This is a genomic window from Paenibacillus sp. FSL k6-2145 (assembly GCF_037976585.1).
Taxonomy (GTDB): Bacteria; Bacillota; Bacilli; order Paenibacillales; family Paenibacillaceae; genus Paenibacillus.
The window spans coordinates 1,328,509-1,351,586 of record NZ_CP150267.1; the positions used below are offsets into that span (position 1 = coordinate 1,328,509).

At 48.1% G+C, this 23,078-nt stretch carries 15 protein-coding genes; 4 read left to right on the forward strand and 11 right to left on the reverse strand.

Features of this window, described 5'->3' with window-relative positions; genetic code table 11:
- Window positions 1–5: 5 nt before the first annotated feature.
- From NZ043_RS05975 to uvrB, 6 genes are all read right to left on the reverse strand, one after another.
- The gene (locus NZ043_RS05975; RefSeq protein WP_017692029.1) at window positions 6–2,519 is read right to left on the reverse strand and encodes a U32 family peptidase; all 2,514 of its coding nucleotides are present in this window, start codon (window positions 2,517–2,519) and stop codon (window positions 6–8) included.
- A 389-nt stretch (window positions 2,520–2,908) separates the two neighbouring features.
- Window positions 2,909–4,804, reverse strand: coding sequence for a stalk domain-containing protein (locus NZ043_RS05980; protein ID WP_339310985.1), 1,896 nt, complete (start codon window positions 4,802–4,804; stop codon window positions 2,909–2,911).
- A gap of 43 nt (window positions 4,805–4,847) precedes the next feature.
- On the reverse strand, window positions 4,848–6,017 hold the full coding sequence (locus tag NZ043_RS05985) for a trypsin-like peptidase domain-containing protein (RefSeq protein WP_339310987.1): 1,170 nt from the start codon (window positions 6,015–6,017) through the stop codon (window positions 4,848–4,850).
- A 276-nt stretch (window positions 6,018–6,293) separates the two neighbouring features.
- On the reverse strand, window positions 6,294–6,506 hold the full coding sequence (locus tag NZ043_RS05990; protein WP_017692026.1) for a hypothetical protein: 213 nt from the start codon (window positions 6,504–6,506) through the stop codon (window positions 6,294–6,296).
- 483 nt (window positions 6,507–6,989) lie between these two features.
- Window positions 6,990–9,848: an excinuclease ABC subunit UvrA gene (uvrA, locus tag NZ043_RS05995; RefSeq protein WP_091036448.1), complete on the reverse strand. Its 2,859-nt coding sequence runs from the start codon at window positions 9,846–9,848 to the stop codon at window positions 6,990–6,992.
- Between the two features lie 884 nt (window positions 9,849–10,732).
- The gene (gene uvrB / locus NZ043_RS06000) at window positions 10,733–12,724 is read right to left on the reverse strand and encodes an excinuclease ABC subunit UvrB (protein WP_091013102.1); all 1,992 of its coding nucleotides are present in this window, start codon (window positions 12,722–12,724) and stop codon (window positions 10,733–10,735) included.
- Window positions 12,725–12,893: 169 nt separating this feature from the next.
- On the opposite strand from uvrB, the gene NZ043_RS06005 reads away from it, so the two are divergent.
- A complete protein-coding gene (locus NZ043_RS06005) occupies window positions 12,894–13,691 on the forward strand; it encodes a flagellar motor protein (RefSeq protein WP_339310990.1) in 798 nt (265 codons plus the stop codon).
- Window positions 13,675–14,517 carry a flagellar motor protein MotB gene (locus NZ043_RS06010; RefSeq protein ID WP_339310992.1) on the forward strand — a complete coding sequence of 281 codons (843 nt, stop codon included), beginning with the start codon at window positions 13,675–13,677 and terminating at the stop codon, window positions 14,515–14,517. The genes NZ043_RS06005 and NZ043_RS06010 overlap by 17 nt, the downstream gene beginning before the upstream one ends.
- 100 nt (window positions 14,518–14,617) lie before the next feature.
- On the opposite strand, the gene NZ043_RS06015 is transcribed toward NZ043_RS06010, so the two are convergent.
- From NZ043_RS06015 to NZ043_RS06025, 3 genes are read right to left on the reverse strand one after another with little or no spacing between them, the layout of a single operon-like run.
- A complete protein-coding gene (locus NZ043_RS06015; RefSeq protein ID WP_091036438.1) occupies window positions 14,618–15,796 on the reverse strand; it encodes an ABC transporter permease in 1,179 nt (392 codons plus the stop codon).
- Entirely contained in the window at window positions 15,789–16,985 is a 1,197-nt protein-coding gene (locus NZ043_RS06020) for an ABC transporter permease (RefSeq protein WP_339310994.1), read from the reverse strand. The genes NZ043_RS06015 and NZ043_RS06020 overlap by 8 nt, the downstream gene beginning before the upstream one ends.
- Before the next feature lie 12 nt (window positions 16,986–16,997).
- On the reverse strand, window positions 16,998–17,933 hold the full coding sequence (locus NZ043_RS06025; RefSeq protein ID WP_339310995.1) for an ABC transporter ATP-binding protein: 936 nt from the start codon (window positions 17,931–17,933) through the stop codon (window positions 16,998–17,000).
- Window positions 17,934–18,144: 211 nt separating this feature from the next.
- On the opposite strand from NZ043_RS06025, the gene NZ043_RS06030 reads away from it, so the two are divergent.
- The gene (locus tag NZ043_RS06030) at window positions 18,145–19,356 is read left to right on the forward strand and encodes a sensor histidine kinase (RefSeq protein WP_339310997.1); all 1,212 of its coding nucleotides are present in this window, start codon (window positions 18,145–18,147) and stop codon (window positions 19,354–19,356) included.
- A 21-nt stretch (window positions 19,357–19,377) separates the two neighbouring features.
- Entirely contained in the window at window positions 19,378–20,067 is a 690-nt protein-coding gene (locus NZ043_RS06035) for a response regulator transcription factor (protein WP_339310999.1), read from the forward strand.
- A 94-nt stretch (window positions 20,068–20,161) separates the two neighbouring features.
- On the opposite strand, the gene NZ043_RS06040 is transcribed toward NZ043_RS06035, so the two are convergent.
- Together NZ043_RS06040 and NZ043_RS06045 are read right to left on the reverse strand one after the other, a co-directional pair.
- Entirely contained in the window at window positions 20,162–21,490 is a 1,329-nt protein-coding gene (locus tag NZ043_RS06040; RefSeq protein ID WP_339311000.1) for a PDZ domain-containing protein, read from the reverse strand.
- A gap of 64 nt (window positions 21,491–21,554) precedes the next feature.
- Entirely contained in the window at window positions 21,555–23,027 is a 1,473-nt protein-coding gene (locus NZ043_RS06045; protein WP_074096593.1) for a S41 family peptidase, read from the reverse strand.
- Between the last annotated feature and the right edge of the window lie 51 nt (window positions 23,028–23,078).

Consider the following 23,078-nt stretch of genomic DNA (forward strand, 5'->3'; position numbering starts at 1 on the left):
TCTGTTTATTTCACCAATTGACCACGTGTAACGCCCAGTTGGTTCGTTGCTTTGAGTGTTTTCCACACTTGTGTACCACTGATCTCACCACGCAGTGCACGGTTGTACAGATCAATTACTTCGCGTACCTGCTCTGGTGTCTCTTCCAAGAACTCCACACGGTAACGGGATACACCCAGATCCATAAAGTTGGTCAGATACTCGGCACCTGACTGCTCCACTGCGTTGTATACCGTATTACGGCAGCCTTCATCCACACGCACCGGGTGGGACATACCGATCCGGTCTTGCAGTGATGCACGCTGTTCCTCACAAGGACGTCCACAGTTCGTGAAGTCCGTTCCTTCACTCATGAACGTACAATATACACAGTGCTCCGTGTGGAACATCGGCAGATGCTGATGGATAACCACTTCGGTCTGACTTGTACGGGAGTGGCCCAGCAAATCAACCATTTGTTGAATGTTCAAATCATAGGATGGGGTAATCCAGTCACATCCGGCTTCCAGGAACAATTCTACTGCTTTGTGATTGGCGATGTTCAATGAGAAGTCACCGATCAGTTCCGGGTGCTTCGCATCCGGGTTTTCCATCCGGTGACGAAGGTAGAAGTACAGTGCTCCTGTATTACGTACCAATACTGCATCCGGCTTCAGACGCAGGATGTTGTTATGATATCCGTTCTCCCCTGGCATATGAATACGCGGTGTTGCCAGCGCGATCTTGCGACCAGCGGCATGCACAGCTTCCACGGCTGCCGGGAACTGCTTGATAAACTCGAAGTCGGCATAGATCATGCCGATTCCTGCTTCAATCGCTGCCTCCACTTGTGGCAGGCTGCGACAGAGCGCGGTCAGCTCTGCTTGACCGCGAGCGACTGGCGATGCTGGTTTAACCGAATCGCCGTACACATCTACCGCCCGTTTCACGTAGACGGGTGGTTTAGGACGTTCACCCGCGAGTTGTTCAACCGCCTGACGGCGAATGTTATTCAACTCGCGCATCGGGATGATGACGTCACCGTGCAGATTGACGTCCATTCCTTCCAACTGGAATACGGTGCCTCCCAGACGTCCGAACTGCTCTTCGAGCAATTCATGTGTCATTGGACGCTTCTGCGCGATGTCCAGTTCCATCTCGGAATCAATCCGGACGGTTGTGCCTTTCTGCACGTCTGTCCACCACGTGCTAAGCGGCTGCCCCGGGCTGCCGATGACTTTCACCTTCACCGGGAATACGCGGTATGGCTTCTCGGTCTCGAAGCTTTGACGCAGACGTTTGTCCAACGCCGGGTCATTTGTTTTCCACACTTTGTCGCCAACTTTCACGCGGCGCAGATCCACGTCACTGCGGCCTGGCACAACGTCAACGATCCAGCCCTCTTCGGCTTCGCCTTCGAGTTTTACGCCTTTGCGACGTACATCGTATACCCGTCCGCCTTCTTCCTTCTGAGTCGGGTCTCCAGCGTCAAATACAATCCCGTCTCCACGTTTCACAGGTGCATCCAGCTTCAGGACCACACCATCACGCAACACTTGATCTACACGACCAAGATAGACACCACGGCTTTTCGGAAATGTTCCATCCACCAGTTCTTTATTGTTTGTACCGCTCAGGAAACCATGCGTGAATCCACGGGAGAAGCTTTGCTGCAATTCGCGAACTTCTTCCTTACTTGGCGGTGTGTTATCTCCATCAAAATAACGGTCAATCGCTTTACGATATTTGCTTACTACGTTTGCTACGTATTCCGGCGTTTTGAGACGTCCTTCAATTTTGAAAGAGGTTACTCCTGCTTCGATCAGTTCCGGCATCAGATCAATCGCTGCTAGATCCTTTGGAGACAACAGATAAGCTACATCACCCATCGGTTTGTGCACCCCATCCACCATCAGGTCGTATGGCAGACGACAAGCTTGTGCGCACTCCCCGCGGTTCGCCGAACGTCCTCCCCACATTTCGGAAGTAAGACATTGCCCCGAGTAGGATACACACAATGCACCGTGAACAAATACTTCCATTGGAAGCTTCGCCTGCTCCCCGATCTTCTGGATCTGCTTCAGGTTGTTCTCCCGTCCCAGAACGACACGTTCCATATCAAACGGCTTCGTAAACTCAACCGCTTCCGGTGACGTAATCGTCATCTGTGTTGAACCGTGAATCGGGAAATCCGGCGAGATCTCGCGGATCATCTTCACCAAACCCAAATCCTGAACAATTACAGCGTCCACACCTGCATCGACACATGCATCAATCAGTTCTTTGGCATCCGTCAATTCATTTTCAAAAATCAATATATTAAAGGTCAGAAAACCTTTTACGCCATAACTGTGCAAAAACGCCATAATCTCCGGCAGCTCGTCCATGCGGAAATTGTTCGCCCGTGCCCGTGCATTAAACTTTTCGACTCCGAAGAAAATTGCATCTGCGCCATTAGCTACCGCCGAACGCATACAATCCCAGTCACCAGCAGGTGCCAGAAGTTCAACGTCTTCTCTTCGTATTGTTGCTGTTTTCATGTAGATCCTCCCCATAACCGGCTATCCGCCGGATTTCGTCCCTATATCCTTAAACACCTGAACATACTAAGCCTAAGACTGCACCTTATCGGGTACACCTGCATTGTCACGGTATTACAATATCTATCTATTATGTCTGTATTGCCTGAACTCCAAGCTTACAGTCATTCATAATCATCAGATCAGCAGTCATAACTCCTGAACTAGTATAGTGTACCACTTCTGCACCGACTCTTCTACGTTTTCCTGAAAAAACCGTTTACCATTTTCATTTCCATTAAGATTTACACTAGACACTCCGATTGCAGTACCGGTGTAAATATTTTAATTTATCTTATACAGAAAACAAATAAGCCGAAAGGTCTTTTGACCCTCCGGCTCTACTACAATTATTTAATAAAAGTAAATGAGTTCACTGCTTTTTCCAAGGCTGCCGCCTGAACTTCTGTCTTGTTGGCATCATTCAGCCCACTTGTGATCGTATAGGTTGTTCCGTCCTTTTCAAATACGATCTGGCGACCCGCATATGGCACGCCTTTGTCCATTTCATGATACGTGAAGGAAAATGCAGGCACACCCGCAAACGTCAGCTCCTCACTGCCAAGCAACTTGAAGTTCTTACGGGTTTTGGTGGCTTCTGCATAAGCTTCTCTCAGTTGGCTGACCGTCATCTCGATCGACTTGTCTTCGCTCGCCGCAATGGAGAATTCTCCGCCGGTAAAGGTGTACACCACAGGTGAATATTCGAATCGATCACTATACGGCGTCCAGTAACGCGGAATATCTACACTGTATTTATAACGTTTGGACGTACGTGTAAGTGTCTTCGTTTTGTCTGTCAAATAAGGATCTTCATCCAGCTGACCGAAATTATCGGCAACCGTATCAAAATCAATCTCCACACTTTTCATAATCCGTTCAAACCATGCCCGATCTGCAACCTGCTCCTCAGGGAACGTATACTCTGCATAATATCGATACCCATTCTTCTGCAAAAGAACATCGAACTCGGTCTGCCAGCCCCCGCCAAAGTTATAACGGAATTCATTCACCTCGGCAGTCTCTCCCGAGATATCCATCGTATATGAACCAATTGGCTCGTAACTATCTGGTGTAAATGTCTCGCGCATCCACTTATCCAGTTGGCCGCTCCAGTCTTTTACTGTTGTACCTGCCTTCGCCGATGTGACACGCCATTGCAGATATGCACCATCTTTGGCTTCATAGATCATCTGATTGTTGTCGATTGACCAGCCGGCAGGAATCTTCAATTCAATACCATAGTCATCGTTCCATGCGGAGCGCATGCCATCATCTACGGTGGACAGATCCTTGATCGTTCGATCCGATTCCGCATAGGTTGGCTGGAATGAATTGAGCAGCGCTGCACGTTTGCCCAGATCTTTATAATTCAGGGCTTCGTAATCCGCGAGGTACACATCATATTGACGACCTTCGCTCAGATACTGTCGCATCTCCCATAACATCCCGTCTACATCTTTCACGATAATCCGTGCATAAGGCGTTTTGCCTTTCGACACCGCTTCACGATCCAGCACCGTATCTCCCGATTGTTTGGCCTCCTGAACAAGTTGCTGCAACAAATCATCCGCATCCAGAGCCACATCCTGATCGCTGACATACACTTCAAGATAATAACTGTTGTCCGCAGCGCCAAAAGTTATCATGCGCTCCTGCTCACCGGTCTGGAAAACCATAAGGTCTGCCGGGTAGTTAATGGACCAACCGTAAAAACTGTTGCCGATTCTGGTTTTGCCTTCGTCCGGATGAATGCCATCCTCGTCATCCACCGAATCATCGGTTTGCAACAGACGAATGACCATTTCTCCGGAACTGGTTGGAGCTAGCGTCGCTCCGATACCGGCAGCAACCGGACGAAGTGGAACCATAAGTACGCCATTCACCATCTTGGGAACGGCACCCATCTCATGTTTTACACCATCCACCCAGGCAATTGAACTGCCAATCGTTAGAGTCACAGTGTGCGGGCCTTCCTTGATTTTGACAACATCATTTTTCTCCAGCCGGATTTCACTGCCAAATGCTTTCTTGAATACACCGACAGGTACCATCGTTACACCCTTGAACTTGTAAGGTTTGGCTATGGCCTGCTTATCGCCGTTAATGTAGGCGCTCGTGCTACCCGCTTTGACACGTAGTTCACTTGTCGTCAAATCAGATGCCCATACAGGCAATGCTGCGCCAATGGTCAGCATCCCGGTTAATACACCTGTGCTTAGCACACGTACCCATGACTTTTTCATTCCGTTCTTTCGTCCTCTCTCCATCCGGGCTGATCGCCGGGCTTTATTGTTCTTCATCTGCAAGGAACGCTTCATCTTCCTCGTCTACGATGTCTGCGCGATCAGCAAGCATTAACGTGCGGGTGACGATATCGCCATCCGATTGCATCAACAGCTTTACCTTTTGTCCAGGCAGATACTTTTTGAGCAACTCATTGATATCCACTACTGAAGAGACACGTGTGCCCGCGACACTGTAAAGGACATCGCCCTCTTTGATTTTGGCTTTCTTGGCTTCAGGAGACAGTACACCCGTAATCGTTAAGGGATCATCTGTAGGCAGGCCCACAATCGCAGACCAGCTTTCTTCAAGTTGTAGCCCCAGACTTGCACGTTTTATTTTTCCATATTTAAAAAACTGATCGATGATATATTGAACGGTATCCACTGGAATCGAAAATCCCAAACTCTCTACGCCTACCGCAGAGAATTTCATCGAGTTGATACCAACCACTTCACCCTTCAGGTTGACCAGCGGTCCTCCGCTATTTCCTGGGTTAATCGCCGTGTCGGTCTGAATCAACCGGTAGGTCGCCTCAACACCACGATTCAAGCCGCTAATTACCCCTACCGTTGCCGAGTTGCGCAAAGAAAAGGAAATCGGCGTACCCAAGGCAATCACCGTTTCTCCAACAGTGGTTTGTGAAGCTTTGGCGAAGCTCGCCGGTTTGAGTGATTTAGCATTGATTTTGATTAGCGCCAGATCACTTAGTGCATCACTGTATGTTTTCGTAATTTTGTATGTATTGCCATCCGTCGTTACGACAACCGGATTCGTTAATCCGTCGACCACGTGAGCATTCGTTACAATCCATCCGTTCGACCGGATAATGACACCTGTACCATGTGCAAGATTATAACGGTCGTCTGATGTTGCACCGTCCTGCACTTCGGTAGATTTCCCAATAATGCCTACGACCGAAGGAGATACCTTTTCGATCACTTTGGGAATGGCTTCACTTCCCTTGTACGTGTACGTTCCTGATTTGGCATCATATTGTCCACTTCCACCAACTGCCTTGAGCAGATCCTTGGTGTTCACATAGACTTGACCGTCTACCACTTTCGCTTGCATCGCCGCTTTGGATTCAGCTGCACCGGCCGTTGCCGCTACACTAATCGAGAGTACAGCAGCCATCAGTATGGCTATCCCCTTTTTACCCAACACGCTCATATTCTCACCTGACCCTCTCTATACATCCTTCTTGCGCGACTCGACATCGGATTCATAGCTGAATCTATTCTCTCTTTCTCTCATCTGCAATTCCGGTATCCCTCAATGTATCATACAGAATCTGGATATACAATTGTTTTAAGTCCTATTTTAGTAGAGAAGGTAGAATCTTGTTCTATCGCTCGATATAAACGAAAAAAACACCCTCCATGTCTCTCTGGAAAGTGTTCGTCTCTACCTCTTTGGCTTAAATTCCATTTAAATTCTGCGGCGTTCCTACTGAGCAAACCAACCTGTTATCATCGCATAGTCTGTCATCAGAAATACCAGTAGGCTGACTACTGCAAATCCGATCGCAAACAGATTTTTCTTCGGTGCCCGAAGAAGCCGAACAACTCCGATGAAAATCAGGATCGTAAATAAGATGACAAAAATATCAAATGCATTAAAATTCGATGTACTCGCCGTGGCAGCTTCTGCAAACAGCATGGATAGACAGACCTCCTTACCATAGTTGAACAGCTAACGCATACCCTAATATCTTCCTCTATGTTATCTGTACCCTGCTTGTAATGCAAGCCCTATCATCCATAAAAATGAAAAAAAGCCAATTTGGCCGAATATTCCTGTATTGCTCGTCATCATGCATATGTAAACACTTTCACGAAATAACTTTAGTCCGAAGAAAAACGGTGCATAATTCAAAATTAAAAAGCCCTTCTTCTCGGAAGCAGAGCACATCAGATCGTAATCTAACGTCTCAACCTTTTCGAAAAGAAGGGCCAATAATGCCACTTCATATTGATATAACTACTGGTTAGAGGACCTTAGTCCACCAATTGCAGTGCCTTGCTCCGCTCGGTATCCCGCTCCAGAACCGGCTTCAAGTACTTGCCTGTGTAGGAAGCTTCCACTTTGATGATATCCTCAGGGGTTCCGGTTGCTATTGATATAACTACTGGTTAGAGGACCTTAGTCCACCAATTGCAGTGCCTTGCTCCGCTCGGTATCCCGCTCCAGAACCGGCTTCAAGTACTTGCCTGTGTAGGAAGCTTCCACTTTGATGATATCCTCAGGGGTTCCGGTTGCAACAATGGTTCCTCCACCACTACCGCCTTCCGGCCCCAGATCAACAACATAGTCTGCTGTTTTGATCACATCCAAGTTATGCTCAATCACCAACACCGATTCCCCGGAATCAACCAGTCGGTGCAATACGTTCAGCAAACGGTCGATATCATCGACATGCAAACCGGTAGTCGGTTCATCGAGGATGTAGATGGTTTTCCCTGTACTGCGGCGATACAGCTCGGAAGCAAGCTTCACCCGCTGGGCTTCACCACCAGACAATGTGGTTGCAGGTTGTCCAAGGTTGATATAACCCAAGCCCACATCCATCAGTGTCTGCATTTTACGATGGATCTTCGGAATGTTCTCAAAGAATTGGGTTGCATCTTCAACCGTCATTTCCAGCACATCGGAAATATTTCTGTTTTTATATTTCACTTCAAGCGTTTCCCGGTTGTATCGTTTGCCTTTGCAGACTTCACAAGGAACATAAACGTCCGGCAAGAAGTGCATCTCGATTTTGATAATACCGTCTCCACGGCAGGCTTCACAACGTCCACCTTTGATATTGAAGCTGAATCGGCCTTTCTTGTATCCACGTACTTTGGCTTCGTTCGTCTGAGCAAACAGATCCCGGATATCATCAAAGACTCCTGTATACGTAGCCGGGTTGGAACGTGGTGTCCGTCCGATTGGTGACTGGTCAATATCGATGACTTTATCGATATGTTCCAGACCGCGAATTTCTTTATGCTGACCCGGACGTACCCGAGCACGGTTCAAATCACGTGCCAGCGTTTTGTACAGGATCTCATTGATTAATGTGGATTTACCAGAACCTGACACACCCGTTACCGCGGTAAATACACCTACAGGAATCTTCACATTCAGATTCTTTAGGTTATTTTCTTTGGCTCCACGTACTTCCAACCAACGGTCTCCTACACTTCTACGTTCTGTACGAATCGGAATGAATTTGCGTCCACTCAGATATTGACCGGTTAAGGAGTTCTCATCATTCATGATCTCCTCCGGTGTACCCTGTGACATGATGGTACCCCCGTGGATACCTGCACCTGGGCCAATATCAATAATATAGTCGGCAGCCATCATCGTATCCTCATCATGTTCAACCACGATCAACGTGTTACCAATGTCGCGCATGTGCGCAAGCGTTGAGATCAGACGGTCATTATCCCGTTGATGCAGACCGATACTTGGCTCATCCAGAATATACAGTACACCCATCAGGCTGGAACCGATCTGTGTAGCCAGTCTGATCCGCTGAGCTTCCCCACCGGACAATGTTCCGGCAGCACGACTCAGTGTAAGGTAATCCAGACCAACATTCACCAGGAAGCCGAGACGGCTGTTGATTTCTTTCAAAATCAGTTTGGCAATCGTCTGCTCTTTCTCCGTCAATTCCAATGTATCAAAGAATCGGCCAGCTTCACCAATGGACAAACTAGTCACATAGGCCATGTTGTGATCATTAATCGTAACCGCAAGACTCTCGCGTTTCAGACGTTGACCTTTACATGTACCACAAGGCTTCGCACTCATGTAACCCTCAATAAATTCACGGATACCTTCAGATGCTGTATCACGATAACGACGCTCCAGGTTATTCACGATACCTTCAAAGGTAACCAGTGCTTCCTTCCGTTGTCCAAAATCATTCTCATAGCGGAAACGGATTTTCTCCGTACCTGTACCCTGCAACAACTTGTTCATCTGCTCAGCTGGCAGATCTTCGACAGGTACATTTTGGGGAATGTTGAAGTGCTCACATACTGACTTCAGGAACTGCGGATAATAGGTGGACGTTCCACCTGTCCAAGCATCAAAAGCACCATCTTCGATGGTCTTAGTCCGATCCGGTACGAGCAGATCAGGGTCAACAATCATTTTGACACCTAACCCATCACAATCCGGGCAAGCACCGAACGGACTGTTAAATGAGAACATCCGTGGTGCAAGCTCTTCAATACTGAATCCACACACCGGGCAGGCAAAGTTAGAACTGAATCGCAGCTCTTCTTCACCCATAATGTCCACCAGGAGTTGTCCACCGGACAAATTAAGTGCTGTTTCAATAGAGTCGGCCAGACGTGCCTGCACATCATCTTTAACGACAATTCGGTCAACAACGACTTCAATCGTATGCTTTTTATTTTTCTCCAATTGAATATCTTCTGACAGGTCACGCAGTTCCCCGTTCACCCGCACACGGACAAAGCCCTGCTTGGACACATCAGCAAATACACTTTTATGCTCGCCCTTACGGCCCGAGATAATGGGTGCCAAAATCTGCAACCGGGTACGCTCTGGGTATTGCATAATACGGTCAACCATTTGCTCTACGGTCTGGGAACTGATCTCCACGCCATGGTCCGGACAATGTGGATGGCCCACACGTGCAAATAACAGACGCAGATAATCATAAATTTCGGTCACGGTTCCTACTGTGGAACGCGGGTTACGACTTGTTGTTTTCTGATCTATTGAAATGGCAGGAGATAATCCTTCGATGGAATCCACATCCGGTTTCTCCATCTGTCCCAGAAACTGCCTTGCGTAAGCTGACAATGATTCTACATAACGCCGCTGTCCTTCGGCATAGATCGTGTCAAAAGCCAGCGAGGACTTGCCTGAGCCACTCAGGCCGGTCAATACAACAAAGCGGTCACGCGGGATGGTAATGTCGATATTTTTCAGGTTATGCGCTCGTGCGCCTTTAATGACAATGTTATCGCTCGCCAATAGTATTCATCCTCTCAGTGTGTTAATCCAAACCTTTATAAAGGCTTTTCGATCCCTCCCAAACCCTCCCTTCCAAGGGAGGGCCCCAGAGGGCGCAGCCCTCTGGACACCCGAAACAAGCGGTGCAACGGTGAGGGGTCGGGTCTTGCTATGTGAAGGGTTGTCGTGTGCCCGCGGCTCCGCATAAGGTTCCGGCTCATTGCCGAAACCTTATGCGACCGCTCTACTGCGAGGTGACGCTCTTGGCTTCGCCACGTTCGCGACAAGGTCGCCATTGCCTTTGGCTCGGCTCCAAGGTCAAGAGCGGGACGCTCTCGGCTTCGCCTTGATCGCGACAGGGTCGCCATTGCCTTTGGCTCGGCTCCAAGGTCAAGAGAGTGACGCTCTCAGCTTCGCCTTGATCGCGACAGGTCGCCATTGCCTTTGGCTCGGCTCCAAGGTCAAGAGCGGGACGCTCTCGGCTTTGCCTTGATCGCGGCAGGTCGCCATTGCCTTTGGCTCGGCTCCAAGGTCAAGAGCGGGACGCTCTCGGCTTCGCCTTGGTCGCGACAGGGTCGCCATTGCCTTTGGCTCGGCTCCAAGGTCAAGAGCGGGACGCTCTCGGCTTCGCCTTGGTCGCGACAGGGTCGCCATTGCCTTTGGCTCGGCTCCGAGGTCAACACCGGGGCGCTCTTGACTCTCAGGGGGACACGACTCCCGATTGCTTTCCTATAAACCTTTTAACCAATTTCAACATTTCTATCAGTATAGACCCGAATTCAAAATTTCAACATCTCTTATTATCGGTAGATATCAACGATTTCCTTACTCAACAAGAGAACGGCCAATTGGCCGTTCTCTTGTTACAGATCCATCTTAACTGGAGCATATGAGTAAGCAGTATCTTATTCAGCGCGAAGTTCCAGCAACGCATCGCGAAGCTCGGCAGCACGCTCAAACTGCAGGTTTTTGGCTGCATCTTTCATCTCTACCTCTAGGCGCTGAATAAGCGCCTGGCGATCTTTCTTCGACATCTTCTCGGCTGCGCCCGTGAGATAGTCTTTCTTGGATTCGGCAACTTTGGTTGCCTCAATCACATCACGCACTTTTTTGCGAATCGTCTGTGGTGTAATTCCATGTTTCTCGTTGTACTCGATCTGGATTGCACGACGACGTTCTGTTTCCTTTATCGCTTTATCCATCGAATCCGTCACTTTGTCGCCGTATAGAATAACGCGACCCTCGCTGTTCCGTGCTGCACGACCAATCGTTTGAATCAGTGAGCGTTCGGAACGCAGGAATCCTTCCTTATCGGCATCCAGTATAGCTACGAGGGATACTTCGGGCAGATCGAGACCTTCCCGGAGCAAGTTGATTCCGATCAGGACATGGAACACGCCTAACCTTAGATCACGTAAAATCGCCATCCGTTCCAGTGTCTTGATCTCGGAGTGCAGATAACGAACCTTGATTCCAACTTCCTTCAGATAATCCGTTAGGTCCTCGGACATCTTCTTGGTTAATGTTGTAATCAACACACGCTCGTCTTTGGCAATCCGGTCGTTAATCTCACCAATCAAGTCATCGATCTGTCCCTTCGTTGGACGCAGTTCAATGATTGGATCAAGCAGTCCGGTTGGACGGATAATCTGTTGCACCATCGTATCGGTATGCTCAATCTCATACGGGCCCGGTGTGGCCGATACATATATAATCTGATCCATCTTGCCTTCGAACTCTTCGAATTTGAGGGGACGATTATCCAGCGCTGACGGCAGGCGGAAACCATGTTCAACCAATACTGTCTTCCGCGCTTGGTCACCATTGTACATCGCACGGATCTGTGGCAAAGTCACGTGAGACTCATCGACCACGATCAACATGTCATCCGGGAAGTAATCCATCAGTGTATACGGCGTATCACCGCGTTCGCGGAAAGTCAGCGGACCAGAATAGTTCTCAATCCCCGAACAGAATCCAACTTCCTTCATCATCTCGATATCGTACCGTGTGCGCTGCTCCAGTCGCTGAGCCTCCAGCAGTTTCCCCTGTTCACGCAACACTTCAAGACGCTCCTCCAGTTCACGCTCAATGTTCACCAGCGCAACCTTCATCGTCTCTTCTTGCGTTACGAAGTGAGACGCCGGGAAGATGGCAATATGTTCACGTTCGCCAATGAGCTCTCCGGTTAACACATCAATCTCCGTAATTTTCTCGATCTCATCACCAAACAACTCAACCCGAATTGCATGTTCGCCCTTGGAGGCAGGGAAAATCTCAACAACATCCCCACGAACACGGAACGTACCCCGCACAAAGTTAATATCGTTCCGCTGATACTGGATCTCTACCAGACGAGACAAAATCTGATTGCGCGGTTTCTCCATGCCTACCCGAAGTGACAGCAACATGCTTGAATACGAGTGCGGTGAACCCAAACCATAAATGCAGGAAACACTCGCTACAATGATGACGTCCCTGCGCTCAAACAACGAACTCGTCGCTGCGTGCCGCAGTTTGTCGATCTCTTCATTAATACTTGAATCCTTCTCGATATACGTATCGGAGGACGGGATATATGCTTCTGGCTGAAAATAATCGTAATAACTGACGAAATACTCAACCATGTTATTAGGGAAAAAATCTTTGAACTCACTTGCAAGCTGCGCTGCCAACGTTTTGTTGTGTGCAATAATCAGCGTTGGACGTTGCAGTTGGGCTATCGTCTGGGCTATCGTAAACGTCTTACCCGTACCCGTCGCACCCAGCAGTGTCTGGTACCTCTTCCCCTCCTGAACACCCTTCACCAATTCTTTAATGGCTGCAGGCTGATCACCTTGGGGAGAAAACTCTGACTCGATTTCGAACGTTTTGTCGCTCATTATAATATCGCTCATTGCCGTATCTCACCCTATCGTCTAAAATAATAGTCACTATATATTGTCGAAGTTCCCCGAATTTTCATATGGGAAAACTTATAGTAATAGGAATATTTGTTCCCGTTTAATTATACCTCGTTCGTTTTAGTGATGCAAACGTGAAATGAAGATAGGAGTGGGTTAATTTATGGATATTGCGACACTTGTCGGTATTATTGCCGGAATTGCCGCAGTCATTAGCGGTTTTTTGTGGGAAGGCGGCCAATTGTCCGGTCTCCTGCAAAAAACGGCTGCTTTAATTGTATTCGGTGGAACGATTGCTGCTGTGGTTGCCAGTTTCCCGGCGCATCGCCTTCGTACGATTCCAGCTGCCCTGCGTATGGCTTTTGGACGTAACAACAATGAATCAGGCTTATGGGTCGAAGAACTGGTGGAGATGTCTTCAATCGCACGCCGCTCAGGTGTACTTGCATTGGAACGCAAGGTTATGGATCATCCGCATCCATTTTTGCAAGACGGGATTCAGATGGTTGTTGATGGTACGGATCAGGATGTGGTTCGCCAGATCCTGGAGATGGAGATCGACTCGATTGAACAAAAACATGAGGGCTACGCCAAAATATTCGAATCCGCTGGTGGGTACGCTCCAACCATGGGGATCATCGGAACCGTGATGGGACTTATTCAGGTACTTGGCAGTTTGACCGATCCAACCGGACTCGGACCTGCCATTGCTGTTGCCTTTACCGCAACCCTGTATGGGGTCGCCAGTGCCAATCTTATCTTTTTGCCCATTGCCTCCAAGATCAAATCCAGAGGTGCCGATGAAGTGCAGACCATGGAAATGCTTCTCGAAGGTGTACTTGCCATTCAGAACGGTGAGAATCCCCAGCTTGTACGCAAAAGACTGGAGTCTTTCACCCTTACGCATCGTCAGCATATACGCCCCCTAGCAAAGGAGGGATTGGATGAGTCGGCGCAGTAAACGGCGCGGAAAACGTGAAACTATCGATCATCGGGATCGCTGGATGATTACTTATGCCGATCTCATAACTCTGCTTTTGATCTTTTTTGTCATCATGTACGCCATGAGCAATCTGGATTCCGGTAAATATGACGTCGTTACTCAATCATTACAAAATACATTTAATGCGTCCGACTCTATCCTTGAGCTTGGTGAGGGACTCGGGGAGAAACCCGGTCAAACGATTACAGAGACTCCACCATCCGAGGTGCAGGGTGAAGATCCTTCAAAAGGTGAAGGAAACCCTTCCGATACCGGGACTGCAACACCAGATGATGACGACAAGCCCCTCACAGAACGGGAAGAACAGTTCAGATCACAGGAGCAGGAATTGCAAAATCTGTTCAATGTGATTACCCAATATATCGAGGATAATAAACTGGAAAATCAGATTTTTGTTGCGGACAAGCCACAGGGCCTATCCATTACCCTCAGTGACCGCTTCCTGTTTGATCAGGGCCAGGCCGCTCTAAAGGACGGTGCAGCACCAACGCTCAGTAAACTTGCCAGCCTGTTTCGGGATCTGAATACCGTTGTCAGCATCGAAGGACATACGGACAATATTCCGGTAGGGGCCAACTCCAGTTACAAAGACAACTGGCAACTTTCCGGAGAACGCGCACTGTCTGTATTACGATTTTTTCTGGATACAGAGAAGCTTAACCCGGACGGCTTCCAGTATGCCGGATATGCGGATACACGCCCAACGGGTGACAACACCACAGCGGCCGGAAGACAAAAGAACCGTCGGGTTGAAATAACGGTCCTGCGGCAACTCCAACCTTAATCATCAATATCTCACATATTGCATCATTCCTTATGCAAAGAAAGCACGCTCTAACTGAATTCAATTCAGCAGAGCGTGCTTTCTTTTATGTCGTATTACCTTATGCCTCTACTCCTGGCTGGCTAGGGCGTAGAATCGCAGAGCCTACGGTCAGTAAAATAGCAGCCATGCCAAACAAAATCAATAGTGGCAATGTGATATCCGACAATGTACCGCCAGCAGAGATCGTTTCCACCGCCTGAATCGCCCATTTCTGTGGTACGAAGTTGGCGAGCTTTTGCATATAATCTGGCATCAACGAGATCGGCCAGAAACAACCACCTATCATGCAGGTTGGCATAATGACAAGTGAATTCAGCATATTGGCATTTTTGGGATTACGGATTAATCCTGCCACGGTACTTGCGATCCCCATGGAGACCAGCATAAATGCGGCCAAGATGATGAAATGAATGCCAAAAGGAATACCGGCATCATAATGCAGCAGCCACCTGCTGACTCCCAAAACCAGAACAATCTGAATCATACCAATGACAAAGCTGCCGAGGAAATTACCAAGCGCAATCTCATATGCACGGACGGGTGCCGTATATACTCTGGCCATCGTACGTTTCCTGCGATCTTCCATTATCACAGCCACTGCACTCGTCAGCAGCCCCATCATAAACATAATCGTAAATCCAGTCACATTGTTCAGGCCTGGCTTGGGATAGATCTGCAGATCGGTGACTTCACCAGCAACCTGATGTTTTCCTATCTCCTGTAAAAGCTGTTCAAATGGCTTATGTGTACTCGATAGTATGTCAGTCTCACTTGAAACAGGACCTGCGGCCACCTTAACAGCTGAAGCAGATTGTAACAATCCGCTTGTCAAACCTTCAACTGCTGCTCGTAGGGTATAGGAACTTTCACTTATACGCAGTTCCACCAATTGAATTTCGGTTGGCTTCCCTTGTAACAGATCCTCCGTATAATGTACCGGAATGATGATGCCAGAACTTCCTTTTTGCTGAGCGATGGCTTCCTTCACTTCTGCTTGGTTGTTCATCGGCTTGAGCAGATACTCCTCTTTGCCAGCAAGTTCATGAATCATCCATGTCCCTGCCACCCCTCCATCCTCATTGACATAGGGAATAACAGTACGTGCACTCTGCTCGCTTCCAAAAAGAGCAACCGCTCCTGTAATCACCAGGCAAGGCAGAAGTAGAAACGTAATGAAGCCCATTTTACGGCCAAGTGTACGTCTAATCATCAACCAGGCGATGTGTAGACTATTCATATCGGTATCCTGCCTTTCTATAGATCAATCCTGAGATGAACAGTAATACAGCGCATACCACGCCTAACATCAGAATGCTATATACAATCTCTCGTACAGGTGCATCCAGCATCATTCTCAGAAAACTTTGGAGCGCCCAGTGGTTAACCGTAAATTCGCTAATCCGTTGTACAAAATCAATCGGAATGGGCGTGAACCCACCGCTAATAAATGTCATTGCAACGATGATACCTTGGATGGTTGCGCTGGCCGATGCCGAGCTTTTGCATACCAATGCCACGATCACGCCAAGGGTCATTGATGCCAATGTGATACATACACAAGTGAGCACAATATACCAAGGATGCGTTCCCCAATCTACACCATAGAACCAATACGTCATAAGTATGATCGTTGTTGCTTGTAAGAAAGCGAGCAGACTATTACCTGCAATTTTGCCAGCGAAAATAACTCCATTGCCTATAGGCGCAGCCTGAAGGCGAATTAACGTTTTGTTATCACGCTCTCCAAAAAGGCTGGTACTTGTTGTCATGCCTGAGTACAACATGAACATCGCCAGCATGGAAGCTGCATAGTATTGGGAGGCACTATACGCCGTACCTGTCTTACCGGGATTAGTGACAGCAATAGAGGTGGAATTCGCCGTACCAGACTCCGAAGCAGAGGCCATGGCAGTAGTCACTTCCCGACCGAGCACTTTGGTAATCGCCATATGTCGGTTCCATTCATCCGTAAAACGTGTGAACAAAGTTTCACCCAAGGTATTAAGTGTGTTGTCCTTTCCTCGTATCCACTGTAACCTGGCCTCTTTCCCCGTCATCACGTTTTGCTCAAAATCCGAAGGAATCATTACAGCAAAGTCTAGCTTGCCGGTACGCAGCGAATGGACTGCCTCTTCTTCTGTCGTAAAGTTCTGCACTTGGACCATCTCAGCTACCGCCGGGGAATTCACGAATGTATCCAGTGCTTGATTAACCGCACTTGATCCTCCACCAGATTCAGTATTCAAATGGATGATTCCCACACGTACAGTATCCGGAATAACATCCTCCGCCGTACCCATCGTACTGGAAAGTGCCGTACCCAATATAAAAATCAGTAACAACGGCAAAATGAACAGGTTTAACACTACAGATCGAATCTTAAGAATACGCCTCAATTCAAAGATGCAAATATGCCATATATTCATCTCTTGTTCCCCCTAGTCCCGAAGCGTACGCCCGGTCAGATTGAGGAACAACGTTTCCAGATCCGGCTCTTCGACCTTGAGCGACTGAATGGATATTTCATGTTTGCTGCAAATGAAGAGCAGATCCTGGAGATCCTGCTGTGCCGAGGGCAGCGTAATAGTCAGCGTATTCTCTGAAACGTCTACCATCCGCACGCGAGGGTGAAGTTTCAGTTCTTCTACGACGTCGGCACCGATACCGGAAGTGGAGAGCACTACTTTTTCCTCCGATGCTACCCGTTCTCTCAGCTCTGCTTCAGTCCCACAGGCAATAATTCGCCCCTGATCCATAATCGCAACCCGGTGACTAATCGCCGCCACTTCCTCCATGTAATGACTTGTATATATGATCGTTGAACCCGTCTTGTTAAGTGTGCGTACCGATTCAAGAATATGATTCCGAGATTGCGGATCAATGCCAACTGTAGGTTCATCCATGATAATTAGATCCGGGCGATGTGTAATCGCACATGCGATGTTTAACCTGCGTTTCATACCGCCAGAGAAGGTCGAGGGGGCATCCTTTGCTTTATCCTGCAACCCTACAAATTCAAGGGACTCCAGCACTCTTTCCTTAAGCAATTTTCCACGCAGTCCATACAGTCGGGCAAAGAAAGTCACATTCTCCGCAGCAGACATGGTTTCGTATAAAGCCAGATCCTGCGGAACGAGTCCGATCTTGCGCTTTACTTCAAGCGGTCGCTCCTTGACCGAGATCCCATCTAATCTGATCTCACCCTGATCCATATTCAGGAGCCCTGCAATCATGCTGATGGTGGTACTTTTTCCTGCTCCATTGGGACCAAGCAATCCAAAAATCTCGCCTTTGCCAACACTGAGGTTCAAATGATCCACGGACAGCTTGCTGCCGTATCGTTTTACTACATGATCTACTTCAAGTATGCCCATCCCTTATACGCCCCTTTTCCGTTTCGGCTTCCGCCGCTGGATTTCATAATTTTATTGTAACGGATCGCAATCTGTAGCGAAGGTACGAAAAGTCATGAATCGAAGGTGACTTAAGTCATCTCCTGATTCGAATGCTGCTTATGGTATAATCAAGGGCGCATTACCAAGAGATTTTCTACTCCACTTTTTATATAAAGGATGTCATTTACATATGCCGATGCGGTTTCTGCAATACGGATTAATTATCGTTCCAGCAGTGCTGTACCTCTTGATGCTGCCCTTGGAAAACGAAGCTGTCTACACCCTGCATATCATCATCGCGCTTGGACTCTCTGTGTGGAAAGATTTCAACCGTTCAAGTACACAGCAATGGCTGTTGCTTCTGGCCGAAATACTCTGGAGCTGCTGGCTGATTGTTTCGTATGGACCGTTTCTGCTATTCCTCTCTCTATCCGTGCTCTACGTATATATATACAGACTGGAGGGAAGTAGGAGATGGTTGATGTTTGCGATTCAGCTCATTGCTAACAATGTCGCTTTGCATTGGCATTATTCTGTCCCACAGGCATCGCAGCCTGGGTTAACCACACTAAATACAACCGCCACTGCATTACTCTCCACAGAGACAATTGCGATGGTTCTTGGCAACCTGCTTCTGCTCATCACAGCGGCTCTGTCCTGGCAGGGATCAAGAACGGCGAGCAGCCGCGGACAACTGGAACAAGTCTATGACGAGCTCCGCAGCAAACATTACGAGCTACAAGAAGCGCGTGCGCAGCTGCTGTTATTTACAAAGCAACTTGAAGGAGTGGCTCAGGCAGAGGAACGTACCCGTATCTCCAGACAGCTTCATGACGATATCGGGCATCGACTGATTCGCACCAAAATGATGTCGGAAGCCGCCCTGCTGACCCTCCCCCTGAATATGGAACAAGGAACAGAAATGGTGAGACAGATTCGCGATCAATTGGCCACCAGTATGGATGATATGCGCAGCACACTGCACAAACTGCAACCTAATTCCTATGCATCCGAAGCCTACGCCCTGGATCGTCTTCTAGAGGAATTGGGTAGAGATACCGGCGTGAAGACAAATTATGAAGTTCATGGCCCATCTCATGCGCTGTATCCCAGCATACAAATCGTTTTATTCAAAAATGCCAAAGAAGCCCTGACCAATGCACTGCGACACGGAAATGCTTCTTCGATCACAGTAGAGTTGGAATTCGGGTATCAGGAAGTCTGTATGAGCGTAAGTAATGATGGCAAAATCAATCCCCATTCGTCTAAGGGAAGTGGCATAGGACAGGAAGGTATGCGTCTACGTACACAAATGGTGGGAGGAACCTTGGAGATCCAATCAGCTTTTCCATATACAGTGATTACACGTATTCCAATAACGAACCAGTTGGATATACTCTGAAAAAAGGAAGTGAATGTTCTCATGTCCGAACGGAATGATGTGAACCAAAACAATGATTCAGCCCAACTCCCACTTATTCGGCTGATTCTCGCAGACGATGATTACTTCATTCGCGAGAGCCTTAAAGTGCTGCTCGGACTGGACTCCGGCATTCGCGTTACAGGCACAGCCTCAAATGGACAAGAAGCGTTGGAATTGCTTGAAGCAGGAACGCCTGCGGACGTGGTGTTGATGGATATTCGGATGCCGGAATGTGACGGAGTTGAAGGTTCCAAACGCATCAAGTCACGTTTTCCTGAAATCCAGGTACTCATGCTAACTACTTTTGACGACGATGAATATATTATTCAGGCATTACAGAATGGCGCAAGCGGTTATTTGCTCAAAAATGTTCCACCTGAGCGGATCATTCAAGGCATCAAGACCGTACATAACGGTGATATGTTAATTCATCCGGATATTGCCCGCAAATTGGCAGGCTTTCTTCGTCCTGCTGCGATTCCCCTGACACAGAACCCAATCGAAGCCTATGGACTGACACGTATGGAGCTGGCGGTTGCCGAGGCCATATCGGAGGGGTTATCCAATAAGGAAATTGCCGCCAAACTGTTCCTCAGTGAAGGCACAGTCAAAAACTACGTCACGGATATTCTCGGCAAGTTGAGCTTGCGTGATCGAACCCAAATCGCCATCTTTATGTTAAAACAATAACAAAAAAGGTATTTCCCTTGCCTGCGACGGCGTTAGGAAATACCTTTTTCATTGCTTGATTTATGCAACATACTTCATCACGTATGCTTAGTGGTTACATCTCTATGGAACCTTTATCACTGGCCACAGGGGCTGGCGGTAACGCCAAGGGAGCTTCGTCCCTTTGTGGTTTTTTCAGACGAGCAAACAATTTGAGGTTGATGATATGGAACAGTGTCAGTGGACGTAACCGAATCGCCCAGACCTCGTGATTGTCCGGTGCCATAATGACCCCAAGCTGATGATGCTCCCCTTCATAGATCGCTCGTTGCATGAACTTGCTTTCTCCCTGATGATTGCGAACCTCAAGTTTGCAAAAAGCCGGGTTCATCCGCAGAGCACGATGCAACTCTTCCGGTGAATGAACCAACTTACCATTCACCTTGTACAAGGTCTCTCCTGCTTCAATCCCCAAATCCGCTGCAGGACTCTCCGGAATAACAGCCAATACTTTCAACCCATGCTGCGGATGAACAAATACCGGACTGCGGTTTTGCTCTTCAAACGCGCTGTACCATACCAGAAATTCATGTCCAATAAAAGCGATCAGCGCAGCAACCACCATGAGTGGAGACCACCATGCAGCAAGCAAACTGAACACAAGCAAAGTTGCCCCATATATCATCAACCGCTTGGATGAGATCTGCACCTTTTGCCCCGGAAGCATACTCTGCGTGATCTCACCAAATCCGAGCATAATCGGTAACGCAACCAGCATGTAACTATGTCCTGCATTCATCAGTGGATTCCAAGCCAGCTCCGCGCCACTGCCTGTGACCGGGACAAGAATTAGTAGAGGAATGGCCCAGAACTGTTGCAGTTGATATCCACCAACCAGTTTCCCGCGTTTTCCCTCGAAGAGAAGCGGTGATGCCATCGATACCCCCTGCATGCGCACCAACAGGGCTTCACCCATATGTAGAAGCGCCGCCAGGACAAGCAGTGCAGGCATATCCAGGGTACGTAGCGTTTCCGTTACACTACCCATCCAACCCGATGGTTGCCAGCCTGAAGCCAGATTCAAACCAAATTGCAGCACACCCAGTAACCCTGCCGCATAAGCAAAGCACAGATACCGGATACGGAACAAGGATAGAATTAATGTTGCAGCCCATATGCATATCAGGCTTCCCAGTGTAAGATGTGCACCCAGGAATAGGGACACAATCGAGACGATGGTACCGATGAGTATGCCTCCGAGCACCGCACGAATCGTCTGTGTTATCGAGCTTTGCAAACGAACATGAAACAATTTACGCTCCTGCAGTAACTGACGATGATAGATCAGCGCAATCAGGATCACCGCAATATAATAAAACGGCTGAATAAACAACTGCAACAAAGCTTCCCCTAATGTAGTTAACCACGGCCATACCCATTCCATTGTGGTCGGTCACCCCTCTCTTTCAGCCGGTTCAGAAAAAAAGAAGGCTGAAAATCAGCCTTCTTTATGGCTTCGACACAGCGGACGAAATATCCTTTGAGACATTTTCGATCGCGCGTTTCAGCTGTGCATCATATTGAGGATTGGCAATACGTTCAATCAGAGCCGCTTCCAGTGATTCAGCGGTTTTCTCGTCAATCTGGCCTGTAGCCTGAATGCCTTTTTGCTTCTGGAATGCTTTGACCGCTTCTTCTGTCTTCTGGTCGTAGTATCCGTCCACACGATCCGGTTTGAAATCGAGTCCTCTCAGCATCGTCTGCGCACTTTTCACATCCGTGCTATTGCTGTCATATTTCAGTGGTAACTTCTCTTTGTTAATCGGTGCCACCGAGAAATAATCCGGCTGGTCTACCGCAATATCCGGTTTGATTCCTTTTTCATGAATCCAGTCTCCGTTCGGAGTGAGCCACTTGGCAATGGTGATCTTCAGCAAGCTGCCGTCACCCATTTGCTTGTCATAACTCGTCTGTACGGTTCCTTTACCAAAGGAGTTTTCACCAATCAACTTAGCACCTGCTGACTGTTGTAATGCACCGGCCAAAATCTCCGACGCACTCGCACTGCCCTTGTTCATCAAGACTGTGACTGGATAAGCCTTTGCTGATCCATTGGACTTGCTTTGTTCCTTTTTGCCGTTCTTGTCTTCAACTTGCACAATAACCTTGCCTTTAGGAACAAACTGTTCAGCAATATCAATAACGACTTGCAATACACCGCCTGGGTCATTCCGTACGTCGATGACCAGACCTTTCATGTTCTGCTTCTCAAGCTTCGCCAACTCTTCCTTGAAGCGATCGCCTGTATTCAAAGAGAATTGAGTAATGGCAATAACGCCAATTCCGCCATCCTCCATGTGAGCATATACGGTCTCCAGATCAATGTCATCCCGTACAATGACAAATTCAATCAGCTCGGAAGATCCGGCACGTTTGACCTGTACCTTCGCTTCACTGCCCTTGGGACCTCTGATTTTGTTGACAGCCTTGTTCAGTTCCAACCCTTGCAGGGATTCGCCGTTGACCGACATAATCATGTCTTTTGCACGAATACCCGCTTTCTCGGCAGGTGATCCTTTGATCGGGGAAACAACAACAACGTTTCCATCCTGTGAGGACACCTCTGCGCCAATACCGGTAAATGAACCTTCGATCGACTCTTCAAACTGAGCAGCCGTTTCCTGCCCCATATAGTTGGAGTACGGATCACCAAGCGATTCCATCATGCCGTTGATCGCACCGTCAATCAATTTGGTCTGATCCACGTCTTTATAATAGTTGCTTGAGATCAAATCCATCGCAGTTTCAATCTTTTTCAAATCGTTCTTCTGCTGTGTATTGCCGGTTACACTAGCCAGCAAACCTTCGCCCGCTGTGGTTTGGTTTGCTATTCCCGGGTAAGTCATTAGTACCAGGGTTAGCAAACTACCACCCAGGAGACCCACAATGACAAGCAGTAGCGCCGATCTTTTCTTCATCATCCGTTTGTCACCGCCTTTAGTTTTGAAGCGTGTCCGATTCCATTGTTGCGA

What these genes read in the sequence shown, in the direction of transcription:
- NZ043_RS05975 (WP_017692029.1), bottom strand. Translation starts at nt 2,519, where the DNA reads ATGAAAACAGCAACAATACGAAGAGAAGACGTTGAACTTCTGGCACCT.
- NZ043_RS05980 (WP_339310985.1), bottom strand. Translation starts at nt 4,804, where the DNA reads ATGAAAAAGTCATGGGTACGTGTGCTAAGCACAGGTGTATTAACCGGG.
- NZ043_RS05985 (WP_339310987.1), bottom strand. Translation starts at nt 6,017, where the DNA reads ATGAGCGTGTTGGGTAAAAAGGGGATAGCCATACTGATGGCTGCTGTA.
- NZ043_RS05990 (WP_017692026.1), bottom strand. Translation starts at nt 6,506, where the DNA reads ATGCTGTTTGCAGAAGCTGCCACGGCGAGTACATCGAATTTTAATGCA.
- uvrB (WP_091013102.1), bottom strand. Translation starts at nt 12,724, where the DNA reads ATGAGCGATATTATAATGAGCGACAAAACGTTCGAAATCGAGTCAGAG.
- NZ043_RS06005 (WP_339310990.1), top strand. Translation starts at nt 12,894, where the DNA reads ATGGATATTGCGACACTTGTCGGTATTATTGCCGGAATTGCCGCAGTC.
- NZ043_RS06010 (WP_339310992.1), top strand. Translation starts at nt 13,675, where the DNA reads ATGAGTCGGCGCAGTAAACGGCGCGGAAAACGTGAAACTATCGATCAT.
- NZ043_RS06015 (WP_091036438.1), bottom strand. Translation starts at nt 15,796, where the DNA reads ATGAATAGTCTACACATCGCCTGGTTGATGATTAGACGTACACTTGGC.
- NZ043_RS06020 (WP_339310994.1), bottom strand. Translation starts at nt 16,985, where the DNA reads ATGAATATATGGCATATTTGCATCTTTGAATTGAGGCGTATTCTTAAG.
- NZ043_RS06025 (WP_339310995.1), bottom strand. Translation starts at nt 17,933, where the DNA reads ATGGGCATACTTGAAGTAGATCATGTAGTAAAACGATACGGCAGCAAG.
- NZ043_RS06030 (WP_339310997.1), top strand. Translation starts at nt 18,145, where the DNA reads ATGCCGATGCGGTTTCTGCAATACGGATTAATTATCGTTCCAGCAGTG.
- NZ043_RS06035 (WP_339310999.1), top strand. Translation starts at nt 19,378, where the DNA reads ATGTCCGAACGGAATGATGTGAACCAAAACAATGATTCAGCCCAACTC.
- NZ043_RS06040 (WP_339311000.1), bottom strand. Translation starts at nt 21,490, where the DNA reads ATGGAATGGGTATGGCCGTGGTTAACTACATTAGGGGAAGCTTTGTTG.
- NZ043_RS06045 (WP_074096593.1), bottom strand. Translation starts at nt 23,027, where the DNA reads ATGATGAAGAAAAGATCGGCGCTACTGCTTGTCATTGTGGGTCTCCTG.